The sequence below is a fragment of the Chitinophagales bacterium genome, assembly GCA_013816805.1.
Taxonomy (GTDB): Bacteria; Bacteroidota; Bacteroidia; order Chitinophagales; family UBA10324; genus MGR-bin340.
Genome location: JACDDS010000013.1, coordinates 1 through 25,686, shown reverse-complemented (window position 1 = coordinate 25,686; position 25,686 = coordinate 1). Strand labels below are relative to the sequence as shown.

General features: G+C 40.7%; 16 protein-coding genes. 7 read left to right on the top strand and 9 right to left on the bottom strand.

Annotation, left to right across the window (positions count from 1 at the left end; all coding sequences use genetic code 11):
- Positions 1-83 precede the first annotated feature (83 nt).
- The gene (locus H0W62_11580; protein MBA3649170.1) at positions 84-1,145 is read right to left on the bottom strand and encodes a sodium:proton exchanger; all 1,062 of its coding nucleotides are present in this window, start codon (positions 1,143-1,145) and stop codon (positions 84-86) included.
- Positions 1,146-1,227: 82 nt separating this feature from the next.
- Positions 1,228-4,275: a hypothetical protein gene (locus tag H0W62_11575; GenBank protein ID MBA3649169.1), complete on the bottom strand. Its 3,048-nt coding sequence runs from the start codon at positions 4,273-4,275 to the stop codon at positions 1,228-1,230.
- Positions 4,276-4,395: 120 nt separating this feature from the next.
- Here H0W62_11575 and H0W62_11570 point away from each other — a divergent pair, with 120 nt between their 5' ends.
- Positions 4,396-6,582 carry a fibronectin type III domain-containing protein gene (locus H0W62_11570; protein ID MBA3649168.1) on the top strand — a complete coding sequence of 729 codons (2,187 nt, stop codon included), beginning with the start codon at positions 4,396-4,398 and terminating at the stop codon, positions 6,580-6,582.
- Between the two features lie 190 nt (positions 6,583-6,772).
- Here the strand turns inward: H0W62_11570 and H0W62_11565 are convergent, their stop codons facing one another.
- From H0W62_11565 to H0W62_11550, 4 genes are all read right to left on the bottom strand, one after another.
- Positions 6,773-7,036, bottom strand: coding sequence for a hypothetical protein (locus H0W62_11565; protein ID MBA3649167.1), 264 nt, complete (start codon positions 7,034-7,036; stop codon positions 6,773-6,775).
- Positions 7,037-7,073: 37 nt separating this feature from the next.
- Entirely contained in the window at positions 7,074-9,575 is a 2,502-nt protein-coding gene (locus H0W62_11560) for a T9SS type A sorting domain-containing protein (GenBank protein ID MBA3649166.1), read from the bottom strand.
- A gap of 174 nt (positions 9,576-9,749) precedes the next feature.
- A complete protein-coding gene (locus H0W62_11555) occupies positions 9,750-11,018 on the bottom strand; it encodes an NAD(P)/FAD-dependent oxidoreductase (GenBank protein ID MBA3649165.1) in 1,269 nt (422 codons plus the stop codon).
- Between the two features lie 80 nt (positions 11,019-11,098).
- Positions 11,099-11,458 carry a hypothetical protein gene (locus H0W62_11550; protein MBA3649164.1) on the bottom strand — a complete coding sequence of 120 codons (360 nt, stop codon included), beginning with the start codon at positions 11,456-11,458 and terminating at the stop codon, positions 11,099-11,101.
- Between the two features lie 281 nt (positions 11,459-11,739).
- On the opposite strand from H0W62_11550, the gene H0W62_11545 reads away from it, so the two are divergent.
- From H0W62_11545 to H0W62_11520, 6 genes are all read left to right on the top strand, one after another.
- A complete protein-coding gene (locus tag H0W62_11545) occupies positions 11,740-12,297 on the top strand; it encodes a methyltransferase (protein MBA3649163.1) in 558 nt (185 codons plus the stop codon).
- A gap of 44 nt (positions 12,298-12,341) precedes the next feature.
- Entirely contained in the window at positions 12,342-12,677 is a 336-nt protein-coding gene (locus tag H0W62_11540) for a hypothetical protein (GenBank protein MBA3649162.1), read from the top strand.
- 89 nt (positions 12,678-12,766) lie between these two features.
- Positions 12,767-13,309 (top strand): GNAT family N-acetyltransferase, encoded by a 543-nt coding sequence (locus H0W62_11535; GenBank protein MBA3649161.1) that lies wholly within the window; start codon positions 12,767-12,769, stop codon positions 13,307-13,309.
- Positions 13,310-13,382: 73 nt separating this feature from the next.
- Positions 13,383-13,820, top strand: coding sequence for a GNAT family N-acetyltransferase (locus tag H0W62_11530; protein MBA3649160.1), 438 nt, complete (start codon positions 13,383-13,385; stop codon positions 13,818-13,820).
- A 101-nt stretch (positions 13,821-13,921) separates the two neighbouring features.
- The gene (locus H0W62_11525; GenBank protein ID MBA3649159.1) at positions 13,922-14,152 is read left to right on the top strand and encodes a hypothetical protein; all 231 of its coding nucleotides are present in this window, start codon (positions 13,922-13,924) and stop codon (positions 14,150-14,152) included.
- Positions 14,153-14,506: 354 nt separating this feature from the next.
- Positions 14,507-15,466, top strand: coding sequence for an acyl-CoA desaturase (locus H0W62_11520; GenBank protein MBA3649158.1), 960 nt, complete (start codon positions 14,507-14,509; stop codon positions 15,464-15,466).
- Positions 15,467-15,482: 16 nt separating this feature from the next.
- Here the strand turns inward: H0W62_11520 and H0W62_11515 are convergent, their stop codons facing one another.
- The 3 genes from H0W62_11515 to H0W62_11505 form a co-directional block, all read right to left on the bottom strand.
- On the bottom strand, positions 15,483-15,965 hold the full coding sequence (locus H0W62_11515) for a hypothetical protein (GenBank protein MBA3649157.1): 483 nt from the start codon (positions 15,963-15,965) through the stop codon (positions 15,483-15,485).
- Positions 15,966-16,020: 55 nt separating this feature from the next.
- Entirely contained in the window at positions 16,021-20,073 is a 4,053-nt protein-coding gene (locus H0W62_11510) for a T9SS type A sorting domain-containing protein (protein MBA3649156.1), read from the bottom strand.
- Between the two features lie 193 nt (positions 20,074-20,266).
- The coding region (locus H0W62_11505; GenBank protein MBA3649155.1) for an Ig-like domain-containing protein at positions 20,267-25,686 on the bottom strand (5,420 nt) is incomplete at its 5' end.

Here is a 25,686-nt window from a genome sequence, read left to right as displayed (position 1 = left end):
TCAATTCAGCATTTATATTAAAGTTGTATGGAATTTTCTAAAAGCTTATGAAGCTGTGTATTCTTAATTAATCTAAGAAATTACTATCCCCACCAAAATGCTGCGGCAATCAGGCAGTATAATCCTACAAGAGCCAGGCCCTCAAGCCAGATGGATTCACCATCAAAAACGATAAATGCATTTACAATTACTGCCAGCGCCAGACAAGCAAGAAGGAGAGGAGGCAGTACAAAAGATAAAATGGCACCCCCCAGAAAAAAAGAAAGTAATACAAGTAATGGGAATAACCCAAGAGCTATTTGGAGTGAACTATTCATAATAACACTTACTGCATAATCGGATTTATTCCGGTACGCGAGCTGTATCCCAACCAGGTTTTCAATCGAATTACCTGCTAAGGCTACTATTACAAGACCGGCAAATGTATCGTTGATGCCCAAAGTCTGCATGGCAGGATGAAGCGCACCTACAAACCAATCGGAAACAAAAGCAGCCGCGGCACCGGCTGCTGTCAATACACTAATTGTTAAGCTAAGTGACCATGCAGAGCTATGTGCATCTTGCTGCGGATCGGCTGAAACCACTGCCTGGTCACCCTTTAAAAAAAAATAGGTACTAGCCCCGAATAGGACCAGTAAAACGAGTGCCACATAAGTATCCAGCGGGTTAATATGAGATTCTGCAGAAGTGTGCAACATCTTGGTTAATGTGGGAATGGCAAGAGCAGCAAATGCCAGAATCATCAGGGTAGCAATCATCTTAGGAGGTTCGGAGATAAAACGCTGGGTTCCGTTTTTAATACCACCAATAAGAAGAGCCAGCCCAAGTACTAACAGGGAATTGCCAAGAATAGATCCGATTAACGCAGCCTGCACCACTTTATCAAGCCCCGCTTTCAGCGCAAAAATGCAGACAAATAATTCCGGCAGATTGCCAAGGGCAGATTGTAAAATACCAGTGACCCCGGGACCCAGGCGTTTTCCAAGCTGGCTGGTAGCATCTCCAACGATCACTGCCACCATTGCAAGGGCTGCTGCAGTGATTATAAACCCTAACACTGCATTTGCATGGCTGTAATGCAATACGCCTGCAACTGAAGTAACAATTGCAGCAATAAAAATTTTAATTTTTTCTTTTTTTTTCATTTCATTGTTTCATTCCCTGTAAAGAGGTTACAGCAAAAATATTATCGTCACGTTAATATTGATGATTGTGCGTTGACCTCCGTTACGAATCATTATTGCTACTTATCATTAATAGCGTTCCTTTTGGAGAAGCGTCTTCCCAAATTATTTTCCAGCCTGCCTTTTCACCCCTTAGCTGTATGTTTTTTAAACCATTTCCGCTTATTACTTTTTCGTTAAAATGTAAAAATCCTTTTCCATCATCTTTAATAATCACTTTCCATGAAGAGCCGCAAATTATCATTATAATGATATTTAAGCAATTGCTGTGGCGTATGGCATTGTTAACTCCTTCCTGCATTATTCTGAATAAATGCAATGCATTGGACGGAGAAAGCATCAGATCGGTTATAACATCTTCTTCTACTACAATATGTATATCGGGATAATTTGGCTGAATCTTTTGAAGGAATATTTTAAACCTATCACTGATTGCAGTAATTGTAATTTCTTCTTTATTCAAGGCCCAGATAGTATCGTTCAACTGGTTGATAATAGACTGAGAGTTATTTTTAAGCTGATAGAATACCTGTTCATCATTTCGATCTTGTGAAAATTGTATGGAGGAAACATTGGATGCAATGGCTGCAGCATATGCACCCAGGTTATCATGCAAGTCACGGCTGATTCGCTCACGCTCTTGTTGTATACCTTGTTGGAATTGCAATGTTCGAATCTTTTTTAAATATTTCCAGCGATTATACAGCTGAACAAGGAACACAATAATTGCAATTGATAAGGTAATTGCTGCCAGCCGGAACCACCATGTTTGCCACCATGGAGGCGAAATAAAAATGTTGATTGTTTTGCTGAAAACAGTTTGGGATGAAAGTATCGGTCTGCAATTAATTTCAAATAAATATTTTCCTGGCTGAAGTACATATTTTATACCGGTGGGCTGGTTCGTAGTTTGCCAACCATCTTCAAATTCTTTTAAGCGATACTTATATTCATATTCATTTGTGTTAAAAAGCCCTAACGCTGCAAAATCAAGCTGTACATGATTTTGAAAGTAATTTAGGTTAATCGTATCTCCTCCCGATACACCTGTCAAAGAATTATACAATGAATCATTCACTACTATTTTTGTAATATTTAAGACAGGTGTGTCCCGTATTTGTGAAAGTGCAGAAGGGTAAAATGCAGTAATGCCGTTCACTCCGCCAAAATAAAATTTTCCATGCGATGTTTTGATTGCAGACCCTGTATTAAACTCATTTTCCTGCAAGCCTGATTCTTTTGTATAATTTTTAATCCCCTCATTAAAAGAAATATACGATAGGCCAAGATTGCTGCTTGCAAAAACCGCGGCTTTGTTTTCAACAGGCAACAATGCATAAATGCAATCATTCAGCAAACCTGTTTCTGTTGTAAATTTTTTTTTCAATTCACCTGAAGAAGAGTAAACATACAACCCCTGGTCAGTTCCAATCCAAATATTGTGGTGTGCATCCTCTGCAAAACTTCTTATTTGAAAATTCTGTGGGATATGCAAAATTTTTAGCTTACCATTTTTATCAAGTTCGTAAATTATTCCTTTTACAGTACCAACCCACAGAGCGTTGTTTTTTGTATAAATAAAACAATTTATTTCATTTGTTGAATTATAACTTCCTGGCAATAAAGGCTGAACTGATTGAATTGATCGGTTTTTAAAAACACAGCTCAAAACATTTGATTTTGTAGCAATAAAAATCGTGCTATCATTAATACGCTGAAGATTATTTACAAAATTTACAGCATGAAGATTTACTTCATTCTTATGCAAATTATTCAAAGGAAATGGCTGGATTTGTTTTAACCTGGTATTTAAAATGTACCAGCCTCTGCCAATAGTTTCAACCAGATAATTTTCAGTGGTTAATTTTTCAATTGCATTTATATCTTTTGCATTTTCGGTAACAACAGGCTTTTGCCATAAAGCATTTCCAAGGGTATCGTACAATTGAATGCCGCTGTTGTAAAGCCCTGCTAACAACACATGCTGCTGTTCATCGTAATAAAGGCTTCTTATAAAATTGTTTTTTTCAGTTGAATAAATAAAATGCTCAAAGGGAATATCAACGTTTTGAATGCGCTTAATATCATCATTGGTTAATAGCCATATTCGTTTGAATTTATCAGCATAAATAATCCGTATAAATCCAACCGGAACAACTGGATCTCCGTTAAGACTTGTAAATTCCTTTTGATAATTTAAAGCAGTATCAAACTCATACAGATGCCTGTTAAAGCTTATTAATAATTGATCTTTATTATTGCAAACAAGTGAAGTGTACGTTATATTTTCATTGATCAATTTGGCAATCGAAATCTTCTTCGTGATTTTTTCCTGCTCAATATTCATGCACGATAGTCCGGGGTTTGAAATTATATACAAGTTATTTTCGGTACAGGCTATTCGCAGAATATTTTCTGTATAATTAATGTAATTGTATTGACGTGTTTGAGTGTTTATTTTTAAGATCCGGTTTTTGCCAGCGGAATAAAATATAAAATTGTTGTTGGTTGCAATATTTGAATTAATCAAAATTTCCTGTTGATGAAGAATGGCGTCAATAGATGCAATATTCCTTTCAGAAAAAGTTCTGATTGCTGCTCCGCTCATATTATAAATAACGAAGCCCTTTTTCTGCTGCATGCACCAAATTCCTGCTGTGGTTTGTTTTAAAGGAACCAGAGTAAAGTTTAAGTTATCAGTGTTTTGAAGAGATATAATTTTTTTAAAACAATTTTTTTGCGGATCAAATGCTAAAACACCTTGTTTATAACTAATCCAGATATTACCATTTTTCAATTTGAAAAAAAACACCGGATAATTGATGGTGATAGTGTCTTTGCCAACAACCGGCTTTATCTTTTCAAAAATATATCCATTGTAGCGTTGCATTCCGGTTCGCGTAGATATCCATGTAAAACCTAATGCATCAGTAATAATATTGGTAGTGCCATTGTTAAGAAGACCTTGCTCGTAATTAAGTGTTTTTACAGGGCATCTTTTAAATGACAGTATCCCCGTATTCTGGGCTGATACAAAATATTGCGAAAAAAAAATTCCTGTCAGTAGTATTATTTTTTTCGAAAAGCACATTAAACGAGAAAATTAAAAATGAAATTCACTAATACAAATTAAGTATTGTTTGCTGCATGGCAATAGTGAAATTTTACAAACTGAATTTAATCTCGTCCATACAAATTAAAACTATACTTTATGAAAAAGTTTCTTACACTCGCTTTTGTTCTTTTAATGTACAGCCTCATTGTTACAGCGCAACCCTTAACACAATGGCAAACATTGCAAGGCGGCATTAATAGCGATTATGGCTATGGCTTTAATATTCAGCAAACTTCGGATGAAGGCTATATTACAGCTGGTTATTCTTCTTCATCTAATTCAGGAACCTTAATTGGCATTACAAACAATGGTGGAATTGACGGGTGGGTAAGAAAACTGGATGCCAATGGCAATACTCAATGGCAAAAACTGCTTGGAGGATCCGGTGATGATGAATTCTGGGGAATAAAACAGACTGCAGATGGTGGCTATATTGCAGAAGGCTATACTAATTCTTCTAATTCAGGGACCCTTACCGGTATTACTAATAACGGAGGAATGGATGGTTGGGTTGTTAAGCTTGATGGAAATGGAAATACCACTTGGCAAAAACTGTTTGGTGGTGTCAACAATGATTATTTATACGGCGTTACTCAGGCAGTGGATGGAAGCTATCTTGTAGCAGGCCAATCTGAATCTTCCAACACTGGAACGCTTACCGGTATTACTAATCATGGAGGTCCTTTTGATGGATGGGTAATTAAGCTTACCAGCAGTGGAAGTACTACATGGCAAAAGCTGCTTGGCGGCGATAACGTTGATGCCCTCCGTCTCTGTCAGCAAACTATCGACGGCGGATACATTATAACCGGTTATACTAATTCCACTTCCAATACCGGAACACTTACCGGTTTAACAAACCATGGCGCCGAAGATGGATGGGTTATAAAGTTAGATGCGTCGGGCAATACAGTATGGCAAAAATTATTGGGCGGGGATAATACAGATTACTTAAATTCCATACAACAAACTGCTGACGGTGGTTATATAGCATCGCTTGCTTCTCGCTCTTCTTCCAACTCCGGCACACTTACAGGTTTAACCAATAACGGCGGTTATGATGGATGGGTTATAAAACTTGATGGTATTGGTAACACAACCTGGCAAAAATTATTGGGTGGCAGCAATGATGATTATTTCTATTCCTGTCTCCAAACGTCTGACGGAGGTTATATACTGGCGGGTTATTCAAGGTCCACTAATTCAGGAACCCTAACAGGTATTATCAATAATGGTATTTTTGATGGATGGCTTATTAAGCTAAATGCCAATGGCAGTACTCAATGGCAGCAACTGCTGGGTGGAAGTGATGATGATGAATTCTTTACTGTTAATCAAAGTGACGATGGTGGTTATATTATCGGAGGGTTTTCGCAATCCTCTAATTCAGGCACACTTACTGGTGTAACAAGCAATGGCGGATATGACAGCTGGGTTTTAAAATTGGAAATACCTAAGATTACCGTAACATCTTACGATACGCTGGCAAGCTGCTCATCCAAAAATTCTATATCGTTTAAAGTTACTAACGGGATTTCACCATATACGGTGCAACTGTACCGCTTCGGTTTACCTTACGGAAGCGTTATTGTTACAGACAAGAGTGCCACCTTTAAAAACCTTCCCGATGGATCCTATTATGCAACAGCAAATAGCGGCGGAGTTATTGGCACAAGCAAAACGGTTGATATGATGCCGATACCTACCAACCCATCCACAACAAATATTCAATCTGCAAAAGCAAAGCTGAACTGGACTACAGTGTCATGCTCTGATTATTACTCAGTGCAATATCGGGTACATGGAACCACAAAATGGACGAAGAAAAAAACAACAGGTAATGTAGGCAGCTATACTTTAAAAAATCTTACTCCTTCAACAACATATGACTGGGAAGTGGCTGCAATAGATTCTGCAAATGGAATTAATGCTACAAGCCCCTATACGGATAGTGTAGTATTTACAACATCATCCTCCTTTGCAATTAATCAGTCCCGTGGAGCTAATGAAAATGTGTATGCCGAATTACAGTTAATTACGGTTCCTAACCCCGCTGCCAACAGTTTCAGAATTGAATTTAACCCTGCTGCGGAAAGTAATGTAACAGCTGTTTTATACAATGTAGTTGGAAAAATGGTTTGGTCCTCCGGTGAGGTTGATGCTTCTTTACTTAACGGTAAAATAATAAGCGCTAGTAGCTTTGGATCAGGGCTGTATTTCCTTCGGATTATAAATAACAAGTCAAAAATAATTAGTCAGACTAAGGTGATTATTAATAAATAAAATTGTTATCAGGCCAAAGTCCCGTTGCAAAACAGCGGGACTTTTTTTTAAAACAGATCAACAACCATAAACCTTTATTCAATGTCTCTATTAAAAATCCAGCTTTGAAAACAACCATTTTCAAGTCGCATTCTGTCATTGTATAATACAGTAGAAACTGCAGAGAGATAATTATTCACATTATTTTGTGTCAGATCAAAATACAGGTAAGCCCCATATCCAACGGTAACAGTTTGCTGAGCCAAATTTTCAGATGTTTGACCTGAAGTATTATTATCCATATTGCTGCAGGTGCCAGCTGATTCTTTTCAACCCCACAACCTGCGGAACTATAAACGTTCCATAAATAGCCGTTCCAGCTATAGTCGAGATAATCTTCTGCTTTAAATTTTTTGTACGAAAGACTACTGGTAGCAGGTCCGCGGTAATAAAATAAAATTAACTTATCGGGCATCTGCTTACGCGGTTCTTTTAAAAGAAGCACGAAGGGACTATCTTTTTACCAGGAAGATTTGTGTGATTACCTGATTTCCGGTATTTAACTCTATAAGATAAAACCCGCTTGCGACTGGTGGCAAGTTAATTGCCTTGTTAATCTCATTATTTATTATCACCACATGTTCATTAAAAATTGCTTTTCCTAACACATTTATAATTTTTATATCGGAATACGGTGATGCGATTTGTTTTGCAGCAACTATAAATGATCCGTTATTTGGGTTTGGAAATATGGAGATCTGAGGGATTAAATTTTCCTGCTGCTCAATTTTACAGGAGGAATAAACAGTTACTGGAGAAGACGTATTTGTACAATCATTAGAATTCGTAACCGACACTTCATAAATTCCTGTCTTTTTTGCGGTATAGCTTTTCTTTGTTGCACCTGCTATATCATCTCCATTCTTTATCCACTGGTAGCGAAAGCCTGATCCTGCATTCGCCTTCAATAGTACGTTACCGGTGATGCAAATATCCAGATCTCCCTGCGGCGAAATGATAGCATCGGGATCCGCATAACGGTTTAATACAGTTGCCGGTGATTCAGCACTGCATAAATTTTTATTGGTGACAATCACAGAATAAGATCCTTCTTCCTCTTTATTTGTTGTGTACATTGAACGAGTTGCACCGGAAATTGCTTTATCATTTTTATACCATTGATAGAGGTATCCAGGATCTTCCGTTGCAGTAAACGTTACTTTAATGCCAGGGCACACTTTTATTTTTTCTGATGGAGAAAGAGTCGCAACCGGAATTGAATTCGCGGTTACTTCCACCGTGTTGGAAGTGGCAGAGCAACCATTTTCTGATATAGAAATTGCATAGCTTCCGCTTTTATCTGCGAAGTAAACTGTTGTTGTAGCACCCTGTAATATACTTCCGTCTTTTAACCATTGGTAGCTATATTTCTGCTTATCCAGTGAGGCCACCAGCTTAACCGAATCAGGGCGACAAAACCGGGTAGGTCCTTCTGCCGTAACCACCGCATCAATTACTCCATCGTCGACCTTCCCATTACAATCATCATCCACTGAATTACAGGTTTCCTCTGCGCCGGGATGTATACCTGCTTTTTTATCATTGCAATCTGTATGGTTGGCGACATATCCTGCAGGTAGATCGTTAGTGCATACCATTTGAGTGTCAGAGGGAGTTCCATAACCATCACCATCTGCATCCAGATAAAATGTATTGGGGATGCACAGATTTACCACCCATGCATCATTTTTTCCATGCAGTCCTAAAACATCATGATTATTTGACCCGGTGATACCTGCCAGTATGTAATCACCGGAAGTATTTTGCGATAAGGAACGTCCGGTGTCATCTCCGCTGCCACCCATTGTTTTCTGCCATATAATGTTACCATTTTCTTTATCGATTTTAAGCACCCAAACATCTGCTCCACCATAATTTACAGAAATGTCTCCATCAGAAGAAAAAGTGTACCCGGCAATTAAAAAATCTTCATCCGCATCTAATTTCACTGAATAGGCATAATCGCTTGCTGATCCTCCATAAGTTTTTTGCCAGATAATTTCTCCTCTTGCATCAATTTTTATAATCCACAGGTCTTTACCTCCCTGATTTTTGGTCACATCTCCATCTGAAGATGAAGCATAACCGGCAATAACATACCCACCGTCAGGGGTGGGTTCTATATCCCGCGCACCATCATCAAGCGAGCCTCCGTAGCACTTACTCCAATCAATTTTTCCGGCTGCATCAGTTTTCACGATCCACACATCGTAGCTGCCATGGTTACCGGATACATCCCCATCTGTAGAATTAGAATATCCTGAAATAATATATCCGCCATTACTGGTAATACTAAGTGAGCTTCCCTCTTCATGCATGCTGCCGCCATATGCTTTTTCCCAAATCAGGTCTCCGCTCACATTGAGCTTTACGGCCCAATAGTCAACATCCCCGTAGTTTTCCGTCACTTGGCCATTAGTGGATTCAGTACCTCCGAAAATGATAGAGCCGCTATCTTGTGTCTGATGAATACTATATCCAAAATCCTGCCCGGAACCTCCAAGGGATTTTTCAAACTGCAGGTTTCCGTTGCTGTCTAATTTCATCATCCAGAAATCATCGGCGCCATGGTTGTTTGTAACTTCTATATCTTTTGATTCAGAGTTGCCGATTACTGCAAAACCATTATCAACGGTAAAATCTATATAGCGAGCCCAATCTTTAAGACTACCGCCATAATTTTGTTGCCACTGCAGCTTCGCTTTATTATCACATTTAACTACCCAATAATCGGCCTTGCCAAAGTTCGAAGTAACATCACCGTCATCCGATTCTGTATATCCTGTAACAATGAACCCGCCATCGGGAGTACATTTCATATTACGTGCTTCATCGTTTAGTGATCCGCCAATACATTCCTGCCATTTAATGAGAGGCGTAGTAGACTGAGCATAAATACTTATGCCTGAGAAAAAAAATAGATAGGCTAAAAAGGAATAATACAGTCTTTTCATAACAGGCGTTTAATGTTGGAATGTACTTTTTTATATACAAAAAGCATAATTTTTAAAAATAAGAATATCAACTTTAAAATATAATTTTTATAAAAAAATAGGTGAGATAATTTGTACGACAAAATTCAGGTGTTATACGATCACTATTTAATTGAAGGATTAGCTGCAGCTGAATTATTGCTGGTACTTTTTATTAGCCAGTGGCCTGAATATTAATCGGAGCGTGGAGTCATTAGTGAAATAGGCGTTGATCCATTCGATGAATACAAATATTTTGTTTCGCATTCCCATAAGCAGCAATAGATGTAATCCCATCCAAACAAACCATGCGAATAAACCCTGGAATTTAATAAATGACAGGTCAACCACAGCCTTTCTTTTGCCTACTGTGGCCATGGAGCCTTTATCCTTATATTCAAATGGCAACCATGGTTTATTTTTCAATGACTTTTTAAGATTATCTGCGAGGCATTTCGCCTGGTTAATTGCCACATTTGCCACCTGTGGATGACCATTAGGATACTTTGGAGTGACCATATAGGCCAGATCACCTAATGCAAAAATATTTAAATAGCCTTCCACTTTGTTACACCGGTCTACCGTAATGCGGTTACCGCGTACTACTATTTGTGGATTTATTCCTTCCAATACATTTCCCCGGATTCCTGCAGCCCAGATCACCGTATCTGTTCTAATGGAGTTTCCATTTTCCAATGAAATCAGTTTTCCATCATATTCCTTTACACGTGTGCTTGTCGATACGTGAACTCCCATTTTTGTCAGGTATTGCTCTGCTTTTTCTGAGGACTGTTCTGACATGGAACCTAACAGTTTTGGAGAACCCTCCAGCAAGATTATTTTCATATTCTTAAAATCCAGATCAGGATAATCCTTCGGCAGCACTGCTTTTCTCATTTCAGCTATGGCGCCGCAAAGCTCAACTCCCGTAGGTCCACCGCCTACAATAACGTAAGTCATTAATCCTTCCAATTCTTCCGCAGGTGCTGTGAGTGCATCTTCAAAATTTTTTAAAATACGGTACCTGAGGTAAAGCGCCTCTACAGTAGATTTCATCGGGTAGGTTTTTTCCTCCATCACTTTATTCCCGAAAAAATTGGTATCTGCACCAGTGGCAGCTACCAGGTAATCATAAGTGAAATCGCCAATTGTTGTTTTTATTTTGTTTTCAGCAGGAATAATTTGCTGTACCTCGGCAAGGCGTATACGTACATTTTTTGAATCATGAAAGATACTGCGCAGAGGAAATGAGACATTGGAAGGATCAATTGCCGCTGTGGTAACCTGGTAAAATAAGGGCTGGAACTGGTGATAATTTACTTTATCAATCAATAGTATTTCATACACCGTATTATTTAATTTTTTTGCAAGGGTTAATCCTGCAAAACCTCCACCGACAATAATTATTCTTTTTTTATCCGTCATAATAATAAGTCATAGCGCATCAAGCGTAATATTTCAATAATCGCATTCTGAAGTTACCAGTCGCTACAAAGATCACTTCTTTATGCATCACTTCCCCCTTTAGCTTCCAAATGGTGGCGGTGCATGAAGCGATGTAGCACAGGTGCAAGAAAGACTGCAAAAGTGGATAGAAAAGCCATGCCGCTGTAGAGCGCATAAAAACCTGCAAACCATTTTTCGGGAGCGCTTCTGATAGGGTCTACCGGTCCCATGCCTCCCAGTATCATAGAAGCATTTACAAAAGAATCAAGCCAGGGTAACTGACCCAAAAAATGGTATCCTGATATTCCAATCAGCAGGGAACCTGAAATCAGGCAAATAGAATAAAAGAGATAATGTATAACGCGGAAGTAGTACTGATTGAGCGGTAATAATGGTTCTGACTTATGTTCAAAAAGCATGATCACATGATTAAATGATTTCGAATAAATATAACCACGGGTAAGTTACGGATGTCAGTCTGTATTTGGAATGCAAACATTTACTTTATTAAACACGCCCTGAATTTTGAATACCAATCACTTTAACAACTGGTACTGTACAATCTGCGGTGATCCGAAAGTAACATAATGGTGTTCATAAAAGATAATTCTAAATACCGAAAGTGGGTTATCTTTGAAAACCCTATAAATACAAAACACTGCGTTTAAAACAATAATTATTCAGGGTGTAAAATTGAATTGTGAAGAGAATTGATTTTGTATCTGAGGTTTTAAAACGAGAAACAACAATTGGGGCTATACTGCCGAGTTCCCGCTCACTGGTTAGAAAAATGCTGGCAAAAGTAAATTTCAAATCCGCCGGAATTATTGTCGAATTCGGTCCTGGAAATGGAATTATTACAAAAGAAATTATTCGCAGAAAAAATCCGGAAACCAGGCTGATTATTTTTGAGGTTAACCCGGATTTCTTTAAGTATTTAAAAGCAACAATCGGAGATAGAAAGGACATTACAATATATAACCGTTCTGCGGATCTTCTTACTGAAACCCTGCATGAAGAAGGTATTGATAAGGCAGATTATATAATTTCATCAGTGCCTCTCATCCGGCTTCCTAAGACAGTAAGTGAAAATATTATTTTAAGTGCCCATCAGATGCTGAAAGATGGAGGGCTATTCATTCAGTTTCAATACTCATTAATGAGCCAGCGAAAGCTTAAAAACCTTTTTAAGGATGTAAAAACAAATTTTGCTGCTATAAATATGCCCCCGGCTTTTATCTACATCTGCACTAAATAAGCCTTAGTTAACTTAAACAAAGTCTTTTCTATAAGATCGCTTTTATGCTTATCAGAAGAAATACCCTAGAGTTTAAGAAGATAGAAAAAACACTTCAGGAAAATGAAAAAAATAAAGGGCGTAAAAAGAAAGTAAGAATTTTTGCAGTTAAGAGCGGAAAAAAATTAAAGGACAGGGTTGCTGTTGATGAATCAGGGGCAAATGCAGATATCGTTTACAATCTTAATTATGAGGCCCTGCTGTCTTATCTTTCGGATGATGAGTATGTACTTCACCGTAATGAACAAGATGCTTCCCTGTATTACTTCAACAGGAGAAATGACGATATAACTTTTTATACTCCCTTTCAGTTAAAGGGCAGATTGTCAAAGGCTGATTAATCCTTGATGGCATTTACTATCATGTTTGGTTATAGGTACAACCGGATTCAATAAATAGTAATCTACAATTTCAATTTAGGATATAGCTAGTGAAGCTGAATTTTGAACCGTTTCCAGTGATTACTTCCGAAAGACTGCTCTTAAGAAAACTTAAAGGGAGTGATCAGCATGCAATTCTGGTCCTTCGTTCTGATGAAAGAATTTTAAAATATCTGGATATAGCAAAGGCAAATAATTTGGAAGATGCTATAAGATTTATCGTTAAAATAAATAATGGAATTGCAAATAATGAATGTATTTACTGGGGAATCACTTTAAAAAATAACGGCAGGTTAATCGGCACAATTTGTTTATGGAATTTATCTTTAGAAGATTCTAAAGCTGAAATTGGTTATGTACTGCATCCCGAATTTCAGGGCAAGGGACTCATGCAGGAATCTATGGGCAGCGTTATAGCATATGGGTTTAAAGAGATGCAGCTTGAGATGATAGATGCTGTGCTCCATCCGGACAATGTTAAATCAATTCAAGTACTGGAAAGAAAAAAGTTTACACGCGTTCTTAAGGGGGAGGATGGATCTGAGATGCATCAGGAAACTATTTACTATTCACTTCGGTCGTCCGATCATTAAATTTAGTTTTTGACACCTTTACATTGCATTTGTGGCTGCAGTCGCCATCAGGATTGATAACTCCGAAGAATTAATGATATTCAGGGAAGCTCAGATTGAAGACATAAAGCACCTTATGTTGGTGAGGCTGTCTGTCCATGAAAATGTATTGTCTGACCCCGGTTTAATAAAGGAAAAGGATTATAAGGATTATTTGACTAGCCGTGGGAAAGGCTGGCTTTGCGAAGTAAATAATACTATCGCTGGCTTTTCAATAGTGGACCTGGTTAACCATAATATCTGGGCCCTGTTTGTGCTTCCGGAATTTGAAAAATTGGGAATTGGAAAAAGGTTGCAAGAACTGATGCTGGATTGGTATTTTAGTCACACTGATCAGAATGTATGGCTAAGCACTGCTCCGGGATCCAGGGCTGAACTCTTTTACCGGATAAGTGGTTGGGATGCAGTTGGTAACTATGGAAAGGTAGAAATAAAATTCGAGATGAGTTCAGCTAAATGGAAAAACCGGTGAAGGTATAATAATGATTTGAACATGATTTATAAACTATCATTAACGATAATCTTTAAAATTAACAAAGCAAAAAACTATCTTGTTATTGAGGTATTATAACATTGAAACTAACCGTCTTTTTTATTCACCATGGAGATTTGATGAAGTTTGAAGTATGGTATTCGCCTGTTTTAGATAGAGGTACAGAAGAAGGCATCTGGAATTTAGATGACAATACAGTAGCAATGTCATGGAGATTATTTTCGGATTTCAGAAAGGAAAAGGATTATTCCAGGCGAAGATTAATGTTAGATTCCATTACTAAAATTTCCCGCTATCAATTAGGGCAGTAATGGCAACGTTCAGGACAATAAACACTGTAAAAGACGTTGTTTGCTCATCATGCAGATATCGACTTCAATGGTAGACAGTTAGAATCCTGGGTTAAAAGTTGTAACCTTTTTGATTAAAAGGTGTTTATACATACTCCAGCTTAGATCCGGGTTTTATTGTATATTGCGAATACGCTTATATTATATTACATTATTGAAATTTAACAAGCTTAAATACCACATCATACTTACTTGACAACTGCTAAAATTTATTTCAGTAAAGAAAAAACTACTGGTAATTTTCACCAGGAGCTAAAGCTTAGGGTAAGCCGGTATTTTGCAGAACGTAATTTGTCTGAAAATGCCAATGCAGCAATGGTTTTTAAAACCGTTATATTATTACTCGTAACATTTGGAGCCTATGGCTTAATCATTTCCGGGAAATTGCCTCTTCTGGGAATGTGGGCATTGTGCCTTGTGATGGGAATGGGCCTCGCAGGTCTTGGATTTTCAGTTGCGCATGATGCTGTTCATGGTGCCTATTCAAAGAACAAAAACGTAAATTATGTCTTAGGACTGGTGATGAACTTAATTGGCGGAAATCGTTATGTGTGGAGCATTACACACAATATTATCCATCATACCTACACCAACATTTATGAAATAGATGAAGATCTCGAGGTGGCACCATTTATTCGCCTTTCGAAGCACGCCCGTCATAGACCCATTCATCGCATTCAGCATATAATTGGATTTCTTGCATATGGATTTGCAACTATTTTTTGGGTTCTGTTAAAGGATTTCAAAAAATTAATGCAGAAGAAAATAGGCCCATATACAAATAAGAAGCATCCTTCTTCTGAAATTGTGTTGCTTATCATTTTTAAAGTGATTTGTTATGCCTATATGATTGTAATTCCTTTGCTTGTTCTTGACGTAACCTGGTGGCAGTTTTTAATAGGTTTTTTAACCATGCACATGACTGCCGGAATAATACTTGGGGTTGTATTTCAACTGGCTCATACGGTAGAAGGCACAGAGCATCATCATCACGACACTGAAGAGATTAAAGACACCTGGGCTGTTCACCAGATGAAGACTACGAGCAATTTTGCTATGAAGAACAAAATAATAAATTGGTATGTAGGCGGACTAAACTTCCAGATAGAGCACCACCTTTTTCCAAGGATTTGCAGTATCCATTATCCTGCTATTAGTAAAATTGTTCAGCAAACAGCAGAAACCTATGAGATTCCGTATAATTATCATCCTACTTTTATCGGGGCGATACAATCACATTACCGGGTATTGAAACAGCTGGGTGCAAGACCTTGATTCGGCGATCCGGTGTTTAAGTTACAAATTGAATAATTTTTCCCGCGAAGGAGGGAATGTCAGAATTAGTATCTAATTCATTTTCAGAACTAAGTATCACACATACTGATTGCCCGGAAACAATGCCATAAGCTATTAGCTTATGGGTCATCTTACCATCCCGACCCATATAATTTATCCGGTAACATGCAGTAGCAGGTTGATTTGCCAGAAGCACTTTCACCTGCTTTTTTTCGTATAGGGAACGTTTGGATGGATCCTGCTGCTGCTCCGTATTCGCAATCAGCTTTTCAGATAAAGAAACAGAAGCTTTTTCCAAGGTAGGTATCCATTGAATGGCATAAGAACTGCACCGTACCTCATATTCTGATTGGGCAGTGCAGCCTGCAGGAACTGCATACTCGGTACCGCAAAAACGAACTTTGCTTATTACCGCGCCGGATTGTGCTGCAACGCTGCCGCTCCATGCTACAAGAACAAAAATTAGAAACTGTTTCATTGATTAAGCTGATTTATAAATTGATATGAATTTACAAAACATTGTTTGAACCTTATTAATGCTGAATTATTAATTGCTCTGTATACACCTTTTCAGCCGTGATTATCTTAACAAGGTAAGTATTGGAAGATAATGTAGGTTCTAAGTTTATTTCAGTGATTAATTTACCTTTTACAATCATTTCTGTCCTGGTGTAAATCACCTGCCCAAGCGTGTTAATCATCTGCATGATTGCAGGTCTGTCAGTAGCACCTTGCTCGCGTAGATTGATAGTGAATTTATTATCAGCAGGGTTGGGAAATATACTTAAGCCTAAAATATTATCATCTATACCATCAGAAAGCCTGCACGAAGAAGTAACCGTAACCGGCGCTGAAAACCTGCTGCAGCTGTCGGATTTTAAAGTCACCTGCACTTTATAATCTCCCGGTTTTTTAGGATAAAGACTCCTCCCCGTTGCGCCTGCAAGCAAAATATCGTTCTTATACCATTGATACACAAGGCTGCTGCTTCCATTAGATTGAAGGCGAACATTACCACTGCAAAGATCGAGGTTTCCACCGTTTAATACAGTAATCTCGGCTTTTTTAGGACCTTCAAGCCGACTGATAATCGTGAAGTCGCTGGAATTGTGGCATCCTTCTGAAGTGGTTATACTCACTTTAAATTTACCGGTACTATCTTCAGGAACGATATAAACACTATCAATAGCTCCGGCAATATCGGTACCTCCTTTTTTCCACTGATACGCTACTGCTTCATCTGTCAGAGCACTTAATGTAACCGGTATACCTGGGCAGATCGTAAGGGTTCCGGAGGGCATAATGGACACCACCGGTTTTGGAATCTCATTTACTGTAATAATGCCGGACGTATCGGTACAGTTACTGTCAGAGATAATTACGGAATACATTCCGGAACGTTTAGCTGTGGTAGAATCGCGGGTATGCGAAGAAAGAATAACACTGTCCCTGATCCATAAATAAGTATAGCTGGAGTCAGCAGGGGATGCCTTTAAGACAACCGAGCCCTGGGCGCAAAAATCGGTAGGCCCAAGTGCTGTGATGGTTGCACTTAGCGCATTGTCATCGGTAATTCCGTTACAGTTATCGTCCAAACCATTGCATGTTTCAGATACTCCGGGGTTCATTTCAGGGTTGTTGTCATTGCAATCACCTGATGCTTCAGTATAACCCGCCGGAGGTGTGCAGCCAAAAAATGATGAATCAGAATTTCCGTAGCTATCGCTATCCATATCCTGGTAATAAACCTTTTGACTGTTGTCATCAATAGTTCCATTGCAGTTATCATCAATGCCATTGCAGGTTTCAGCGGCATCAGGATTAATGCCAGCATCACCATCATTACAATCACCTGCCACCTCAGCATAACCTGATTGTGGCGTGCAGCTAAGAATCGATGAATCGGGATCTCCGAACTGATCGCTGTCTTTATCTATATAATATGTTTTCTGACTGCTGTCGTCTATAATTCCATTGCAGTTATCATCAATTCCATTACAGAGTTCTAAAGCATTTGGATTAATCGTTTTGTAACGGTCGTTGCAATCACCATTCACTGTGGTAAAACCCGTAGGTGCAGTTCCTTTACATGCAGAGAGACCTATGCCACCTCCAAATCCATCATGATCACGGTCAGCATAAAAAAATTGTAATGCATGTGCTGTTGAATCATTGTCATTGCAATCCGTGCTGTCGCTCACATATCCTTCGGGTGCAATACATCCCTGTATTGATGAGGTACCCTTTCCATACCCGTCCCCATCCGAATCTGCATAAAATACAAGAGTTATCCCCTCGTCGGTTTCGCCATTGCAGTTATCGTCAATACCATTACACGCTTCCAGAGCAGCTGGATTTATTTCTGGATTACCATCATCGCAGTCGCCGGCCACATTTACATAACCAGGTGAAGGCACACAGGAATGAATGGTATCACTACTGTTTCCATAGCCGTCCTGATCGGCATCAGAATAAAAAGTGAATTGGGATCCGTTATCGGTAACACCATCACAGTTATCGTCTATGTTATTCGTACAGCTATCAATAGCTCCGGGGTGTACTGCACCGTTATTATCATTGCAATCTGAATCATTGGAAACAAAATTCAAAGGCCGGTTGCATGACTCAGTGAAAATAGACGGATTTCCATATCCATCATTATCATTGTCTTTATACCAAATTCCTGCAACGTTAAGGAGCGTTGTTTGAAAAGAACTATAGCAGGAATTAAGTGAGTACGTGATAGTATCGATTCCGGCACTTGCAAGAGCTGGTTTGAATAAATTATTTTCAATACCTGGCCCACTGAATATACCTCCGGGAGTTACAGGCACTAATAAGGAAGGAGAATCAATGCTGCAATATGCCGGTAAAAGTCCGGAAAAGCCTGCATCAGGTGAATTCAGATACTGAAGCCCAATAATCGCATCACCGGTATCCCCATTTTTGCCATCCAATTGAACATAGTATTCACGCCCGGGCACCAGGCAATTCACCGGATTAAGAAGCGAATTTCCTGATAGGCTGTCATTATCATTTGCAGCGATTAATGAAAATGAGGAGAAATCACTGCAATCGCCGGCTTGCCAGATAGCCAGTTGGGTGTCGAATCCAGCAGATGAAAGACTTATCCTTCCCGATGAAGGCGCTGTAAAGGTGAACCATATGGTATGCTCCAAAACGGAATCGCACCACCCGGTAAGAACATTACAGCCACTGTCCGGAGGAGCTGGTTCGTTTAATTCTACGGAGGCTCCTTCGTTTGAATAAGGCCCGTTATTTCCTTCCTGCAGCATAATAGGATTGCAGACATTATCATTGATTACCGTCTGACCCAAACAGGGAATGCTGAATGTGCACGATCCGCCAGAGGTAAACTCAGGGTCAAGAAGGATGTAATAAATTGTATTTGCAATCATAGTCAGAGGACCGAATCTTCCTGCAGTATCTGTTGCTCCAATGCAGATCCAGTTGCTGTCAGAGCATACCGTTGCCTCCTTATATAAAAAATCGAAATATCCGCCTGAAACACCAGATGTATTAATCGAATAATTGCCGGATACAGCAGGACTAAAGGAGAATATTTGCTCCTTTCCCGGTGTCGCAGCTGAGCAAGAGGCAGACGTGGTATTATAGATACCTGTTCCTTCCGGTATGGTTGCTGTAACCATTTCATTGCAGGAAGAAATGAAACCTATATCAGAGCATGGGTCAAATTTTGAAGCGGAGCAGCTGATCGTGAATGAGCAGGTAGCTCCTGCAGTAAATTCAGGATCCAGTAAAATATAATATTTTGTCCCCCCGGTCATAGAGATAGTACCCACATTTCCAGGAGTGTTGAGGTCTCCGATGCAATACCAGCCACTTTCATTACAACCGATGGCGGCATCTTTGTACATGAAATCAATATATCCTCCATCCGATTCAATGGAATTAACATCTAAGGAATAATTTCCCGTAGTGGCCGCAGTAAATGAAAAAATATTTTCTTTACCCGGCGTGCTGAATCCGCAAGTGGTAACGGGTATATCGTAAATGCCATTTCCGCTTAAGATCGTTAGACCTGTGGAAATGCCACAGTCCGGTATTTTAACCACATCGTTACAGGGATTTGCAGGTGGCTCCAGAGTTACCGTAAGAGCTCCGGGTATTCCATCCGTAAGGCAATTCCATTTAGTAAGCTTTAGGTCGTACGTTCCGGTGATTACCGGCACGAAATCCATTGACGCTGCAGTACCCGAACAAGCGATGCCATTGTCATCATTATACGCCTGGGAAGTGCCTCCGCCTTTTGGAAATATTGATATCTGGGTGTCAAAGCCGCTTCCGCAATTGGAAACTCTATAAGTAGCGCCAGCCACCATTCCGTTCACCCTGAAAATATTACCCGAGGTTACAATATTGCAGGTGATGCTGCTGCCTTCTTTTGTTGGTGCTGCGAGGTTACAGGTAACCTGAGGCGTTCCGTACAAACAGGGCTGAGCGTTAACGATAGACAGAGTCGAAATAAAAGAAATTCCGATGAGAACGGTGCGCTTTGCCTTTTTTAAACAGTGGCTTAGCATAAAATTGTAAAAGGTGCTCATGGCGGTGGATTATTTTTGGAATGGATAATAAATATGTAAATATATATTCGAAATAAAAAATTTTTTTCTTTATTCAGTTTCAATAAGGGCACATACTGGCAAAAAAAGTAACTCAGGAGTAAGATGGAACAAAGGTGAGGATAAATGAAAAAGCTCCCGTGAACCGGGAGCTTTTTCATTACCCGTCTAAAATCTATTTCTGATAGATGATCTGTCCGTTGTACAATTTGTCATCTGCTATTACTCTTACAAAATACATTCCTGCAGGGTTTGCACCATCCAGTTTCACCTCCTGTTTTAAGGAGCCATCCGTCATACCCACTTTATCAGCATAAATGATTTGACCGAGCGCATTAAATATTTCCACTAATACCTCTCCATCCAGTTTATCATTCAGTTCAAGATCAATGATAAAGTGTCCATCCGTTGGATTTGGGTAGATGCTTAATGAACTTGAAGTGAGCGGTACTGGGCTATCCTGCTCTCTGCATGAAGTTACGGTAACTGGTGCCGAAGTGTTCGGACATCCGTATTCATTAGTAACCACTACCGAATAGGTACCGGTTGCAGTAACGGTGAGGTTACGCTTGGTTGCACCTGAAATGGGTACTGAGCCTTTCAGCCATTGATAGGTCAAAGAAGTTCCACCGCTGGCGCGTAATGTTACTTTTCCGGAAGAGCAGATATCAAGACTTCCGATCACAGTTATCTGCGCGGCATGCACCGGGTTTCTAACTGCCACTACAGTTGCTGATGTAGCTGTGCAGATACCATTAGATTCTGTCACATAATAATTACCATGCTTTGTGATCGTAAGGGTAGCATTGGTTTGTCCGCCCAATGGATTCTGACCTTTGTACCATTGATACGTAAGTCCTGCACCACTGTTTGCAGTAAGCACTGCGCTTTGACCATTGCAGAAGGTAACACTGGTCGGGTTCACGGTAGCAACAATTGCATTTTCATCAACCTGGCCGTTGCAGTTATCATCAATTCCATTGCATACATCCGTAGCTCCGGGGTTTATAGCGGCATTAGAATCATTGCAATCTCCGCTATTTGCTACATATCCGGAAGGCGGCGTAGAATTATTACTGGTGATTGAATTACCAGGATCACCGTAAGTATCATTGTCTGCATCCCTGTAGTAAATAAACGAAGAGCATCCCTCGTCCACCTGGCTGTTGCAATTATCGTCAATACCATTGCAGACCTCCGTTGCGCCGGGGTTCACTGCCGAAACTCCATCGTTACAGTCACCGGAAGTACTTATTAGCTCGCCGGCTATGTGTCCATTTACAGGACGTGAACACTGAACGGTTGTGGAACCAGACCCGTACCCGTCATTATCGGCATCTGTGTACCAGGTTTGTCCGGGATATTCATTTGCATCTGCATCATTACAATCTGTATTATTGGTGGAATACCCTCCAGGATTGCTGCATGATGAAATGCCTGGATCTGTTGAAGAGCCAAAGCCATCCTGATCGGCATCAACATAAAAAGTGATTACTGTTACTCCATCATCAACCTGTCCGTTACAATTGTCATCCAGACCGTTGCACTGTTCAGGTGCTCCGGGATAAGCATCAGAGCGCGAATCATCACAATCCGTATTGAGAGCGGAATATCCTGAAGGTGCCGAAGAAGCACAGAGCATTACAAGAGGGCCGGCACCATAACTATCGTGGTCGTTATCTACATAGTACGGCTGCGAGGTATGCACTGTTGCATTATTGTCATTACAGTCTGATCCCGCAGTGGTGGCAGAATATCCCGAAGGAATGGTTGCTCCGTAACAGACTGTAGAGCTTCCTCCATCATAACCGTCAGCATCTGCATCAATATACAGGGATGCACTTTGCCATTTGGTATTGTCTGCATCGTTACAGTCAGTTCCCGAAGTGGTAGCGGAATATCCTGCTGGAACGGTTGCTCCGTAACAAACTGTGGAGCTGCCAGCATCATATCCATCACCATCGGCATCAATGAACAAGGAAGCGCTCTGCCATTTCGTATTGTCGCCCGGATTACAATCCGTATTGTTATTTGAATAACCATTAGGAGGTGTAGTGCCGTTTGCTGCACAAACAGTTAGCGGAGATCCAGTTCCGTAACCATCACCGTCCGTGTCAGCATAGAATGGGAAACCTGAATGCCTGGAAGCATCCGCATCATCACAATCCGTATTATCATTGGAGTAGCCGGAAGGAGGAGCAGAAGCACAGACAAGTGAGGTATTCGTTGAACCAAAACCATCCAGATCTGCATCCACGAAATAAGATTGCTGTGTATGTACGGACACATCATTGTCATTACAATCTGTATTATTAGTTGAATAACCTGTCGGTGCCGTTGAGGAGCATAGCGAAACTACCGAACCTGCTCCATAAGTATCCTGATCTGTATCCGTATAGTAGGGCTGTGCGGTATGTACCGAAGCGTCATTATCATTACAGTCAGTATTATCATTGGAATAGCCAACTGGCGGGGATGATGCACATTGAAACGCTGAAGTAGTAGATCCAAATCCATCCAGATCCATGTCTACGTAGTAAGATTGCGTTGCATTAACTGTTGCATTATTATCGTCGCAATCGGTATTGTTTGTGGAATAGCCCGAAGGTGCTGTGGAAAAGCACAACGATGAAGCAAACCCTGCACCGTATCCGTCCTGATCATTATCTGCATAATAAGTCTGTGGGCTATGAACGGTTGCGTCATTATCATTACAATCAGTGTTATCCAGTACGTAACCAGCAGGTTGTAAACAGGAGATAGAAGTCACATTTATATTTCCATATCCATCATTATCTAAATCCTGATAAAAAGTAATGGTAGTCACATTCTCATCGACTTGTCCATTACAGTTGTCATCGATACCATTACATTGCTCAGGAGCATTTGGATGTGTACTGGCATTGGCATCGTTACAGTCTGTATTATCTGATGAATAACCGGTTGGAGGAGTAGAAGCACAAACCATTGCTGTAGTAGTAGATCCATAACCGTCATGGTCAGTATCTACATAATACTGCTGGGGAGCATTTACCGATCCATCATTATCGTTACAATCAGTATTGTTAGAGGAATAACCGGATGGAGGCGCAGATGCACACACCAAAGCACTTGTTGTTGAACCATAGGTATCCAGGTCATTATCTACATAGAATGATTGTTGCGTATGGACGCTGGCATCATTATCATTACAATCTGTATTCTTTTTAGAATAACCTGTCGGTGCAGTTGAAGCGCAAAGCATCACTACAGATCCGGCACCAAAACCATCCAGGTCACTATCGAGGTAATAAGACAGAGACGAACTGACGGAAGCGTCATTATCGTTGCAATCCGTATTATTAGTGGAATAACCTGATGGTGGAGTGGAAGCACAGGCAAAAGCTACTGTGGTTGATCCAAATCCATCTAAGTCAGAGTCCGTATAGTAGGATTGAGGTGCATGAATGGAAGCATCATTATCATTACAATCGCTGTTATTCGCAGAATAACCAGCTGTTGGTGTATTAGAACAGATAAGTGCAGAAGTGGTAGATCCAAATCCATCCAGGTCATTATCTACATAGAAGATTTGGGGAGCGTGCACAGATGCATCGTTATCGTTACAGTCTGTATTGTCTGTAACATATCCTGCAGGTTGCGTACAGGAATTCTGAGAAACATTTGGATCTCCAAAGCCATCCACATCGGAATCAGCATAATAGTTCACAGTTGCGCCAACATTGACCGGCTTTGTTGCACTTGCCGTTCCGCACATATTGGTGACGCTATAGGTAATCGTTGTGCTACCTGAACTCACACCGGTTACCACGCCGTTTGCATCTACCGTAGCCACGGCTGTGTTGTCACTGCTCCAGGTTCCTCCGCCATCTCCATTGCTGGTAAGTGTGGTAGTAGTTCCGGTACAAACTGAAGAAGCCCCGCTGATAGTACCTGCATTGGCATTTGGTTTAACGGTTACCGACTTGGTCGCAGTTGCCGTTCCGCAGGAATTGGTCACGCTATAAGTGATGGTTGCATTGCCTGCATTTACACCAGTCACAACTCCATTTGCATCCACCGTAGCTGTATTTGTATTACTACTTGTCCAGGTTCCGCCTGCATCACCGCTGCTGCTTAACGCGGTTGTTGTTCCGGCACATACTGATCCGGCGCCACTGATGGTGCCTGCATTGGCATTGGGGAATACCGTTACTGATTCGGTAGCGCTCGCTGTTCCACAGCTGCTACTTACACTATAGCTAATGGTAGCGTTACCACCACTTATACCGGTCACTATGCCGTTCGCATCTACCGTTGCAACAGCTATATTATCGCTGCTCCAGGTTCCGCCGGCATCACCGCTGCTGGTTAAGGTAGTCGTTGTTCCAGGGCAAACTGATCCTGCACCGCTGATCGTGCCTGCATTGGCACTCGGATTAACGGTTACTGATTTCGTTGCAGAAGCTGTTCCGCATGTATTGGTAACGCTATAGGTAATGGTGGCAGTTCCGGCAGTTACCCCGGTTACTACACCGTTTGCATCCACAGTAGCTGTAGAGGTATTGCTACTGGTCCATGTTCCGCCTGCATCACCGCTGCTGATTAAGGCGATCGTTGTTCCAAGGCAAACAGAAGAAGCACCGCTGATGGTACCTGCATTGGCATTTGGGGAAACGGTTACTGCCTCAGTAGCAGTGGCCGTTCCGCAGGAATTGGTTACATTATATGAAATGGTAGCACTGCCTGGATTTACTCCTGTTACCACTCCGGTGTTTGCCTTTACTTTAGCCACACTGGTATTGTCGCTGCTCCATGTCCCACCTGCATCGCCAGTAGATGACAGCGTAATAGTATCACCTTCACATATTGATGATTTTCCGCTTATGGTTCCTGCATAAGCACTTGGGTTAACCGTTACGGATTGTGTTGCAGTGACCGTTCCGCAGGAATTGGTTACGCTGTAGGTAATAATTGCACTGCCTGATCCTACCCCTGTTACCATTCCATTTGCTTCTACGGTAGCCACATTGCTGTTGCTGCTGGTCCAGCTTCCACCGGCATCACCATTACTACTATATTGGGTTATCTGGCCGGGGCAAAGTGGAGTAATTCCATTCACAGTCCCTGCATTAGCATTCGGTTTAACATTTACAGACTTGGTCGCTGTAGCCGTTCCGCAGGTATTGGTTACGCTATAGGTAATGGTAGCAGTTCCGGCAGTTACTCCGGTTACCACACCGTTTGCATCCACAGTAGCTGCAGAAGTATTGTTACTGGTCCATGTTCCGCCGGCATCACCGCTACTGGTTAAGGTGGTTGTTGATCCGGTACAGACTGATCCGGGACCGCTGATGGTACCTGCATTTGCATTCGGATTAACGGTTACTGATTTTGTTGCAGAAGCTGTTCCGCACGTATTGGTTACACTATAGGTTATTGTAGCGTTTCCTGCAGCCACTCCGATTACTACACCGTTTGCATCTACAGTAGCCACGGCAGTGTTGTCACTGGTCCATGTCCCGCCGCCGTCCCCGTTACTGGTTAAGGTAGTCGTTGTTCCCACACATACTGAAGAGGCACCACTGATCGTACCTGCATTGGCACTCGGGTTAA

Excerpts from the sequence above, each read along its gene's own strand:
- H0W62_11560 (MBA3649166.1), bottom strand. The coding sequence starts at position 9,575 with ATGAAAAGACTGTATTATTCCTTTTTAGCCTATCTATTTTTTTTCTCA.
- H0W62_11565 (MBA3649167.1), bottom strand. The coding sequence starts at position 7,036 with ATGCCCGATAAGTTAATTTTATTTTATTACCGCGGACCTGCTACCAGT.
- H0W62_11575 (MBA3649169.1), bottom strand. The coding sequence starts at position 4,275 with ATGTGCTTTTCGAAAAAAATAATACTACTGACAGGAATTTTTTTTTCG.
- H0W62_11520 (MBA3649158.1), top strand. The coding sequence starts at position 14,507 with ATGGTTTTTAAAACCGTTATATTATTACTCGTAACATTTGGAGCCTAT.
- H0W62_11515 (MBA3649157.1), bottom strand. The coding sequence starts at position 15,965 with ATGAAACAGTTTCTAATTTTTGTTCTTGTAGCATGGAGCGGCAGCGTT.
- H0W62_11550 (MBA3649164.1), bottom strand. The coding sequence starts at position 11,458 with ATGCTTTTTGAACATAAGTCAGAACCATTATTACCGCTCAATCAGTAC.
- H0W62_11510 (MBA3649156.1), bottom strand. The coding sequence starts at position 20,073 with ATGAGCACCTTTTACAATTTTATGCTAAGCCACTGTTTAAAAAAGGCA.
- H0W62_11540 (MBA3649162.1), top strand. The coding sequence starts at position 12,342 with ATGCTTATCAGAAGAAATACCCTAGAGTTTAAGAAGATAGAAAAAACA.
- H0W62_11530 (MBA3649160.1), top strand. The coding sequence starts at position 13,383 with ATGATATTCAGGGAAGCTCAGATTGAAGACATAAAGCACCTTATGTTG.
- H0W62_11580 (MBA3649170.1), bottom strand. The coding sequence starts at position 1,145 with ATGAAAAAAAAAGAAAAAATTAAAATTTTTATTGCTGCAATTGTTACT.
- H0W62_11555 (MBA3649165.1), bottom strand. The coding sequence starts at position 11,018 with ATGACGGATAAAAAAAGAATAATTATTGTCGGTGGAGGTTTTGCAGGA.
- H0W62_11570 (MBA3649168.1), top strand. The coding sequence starts at position 4,396 with ATGAAAAAGTTTCTTACACTCGCTTTTGTTCTTTTAATGTACAGCCTC.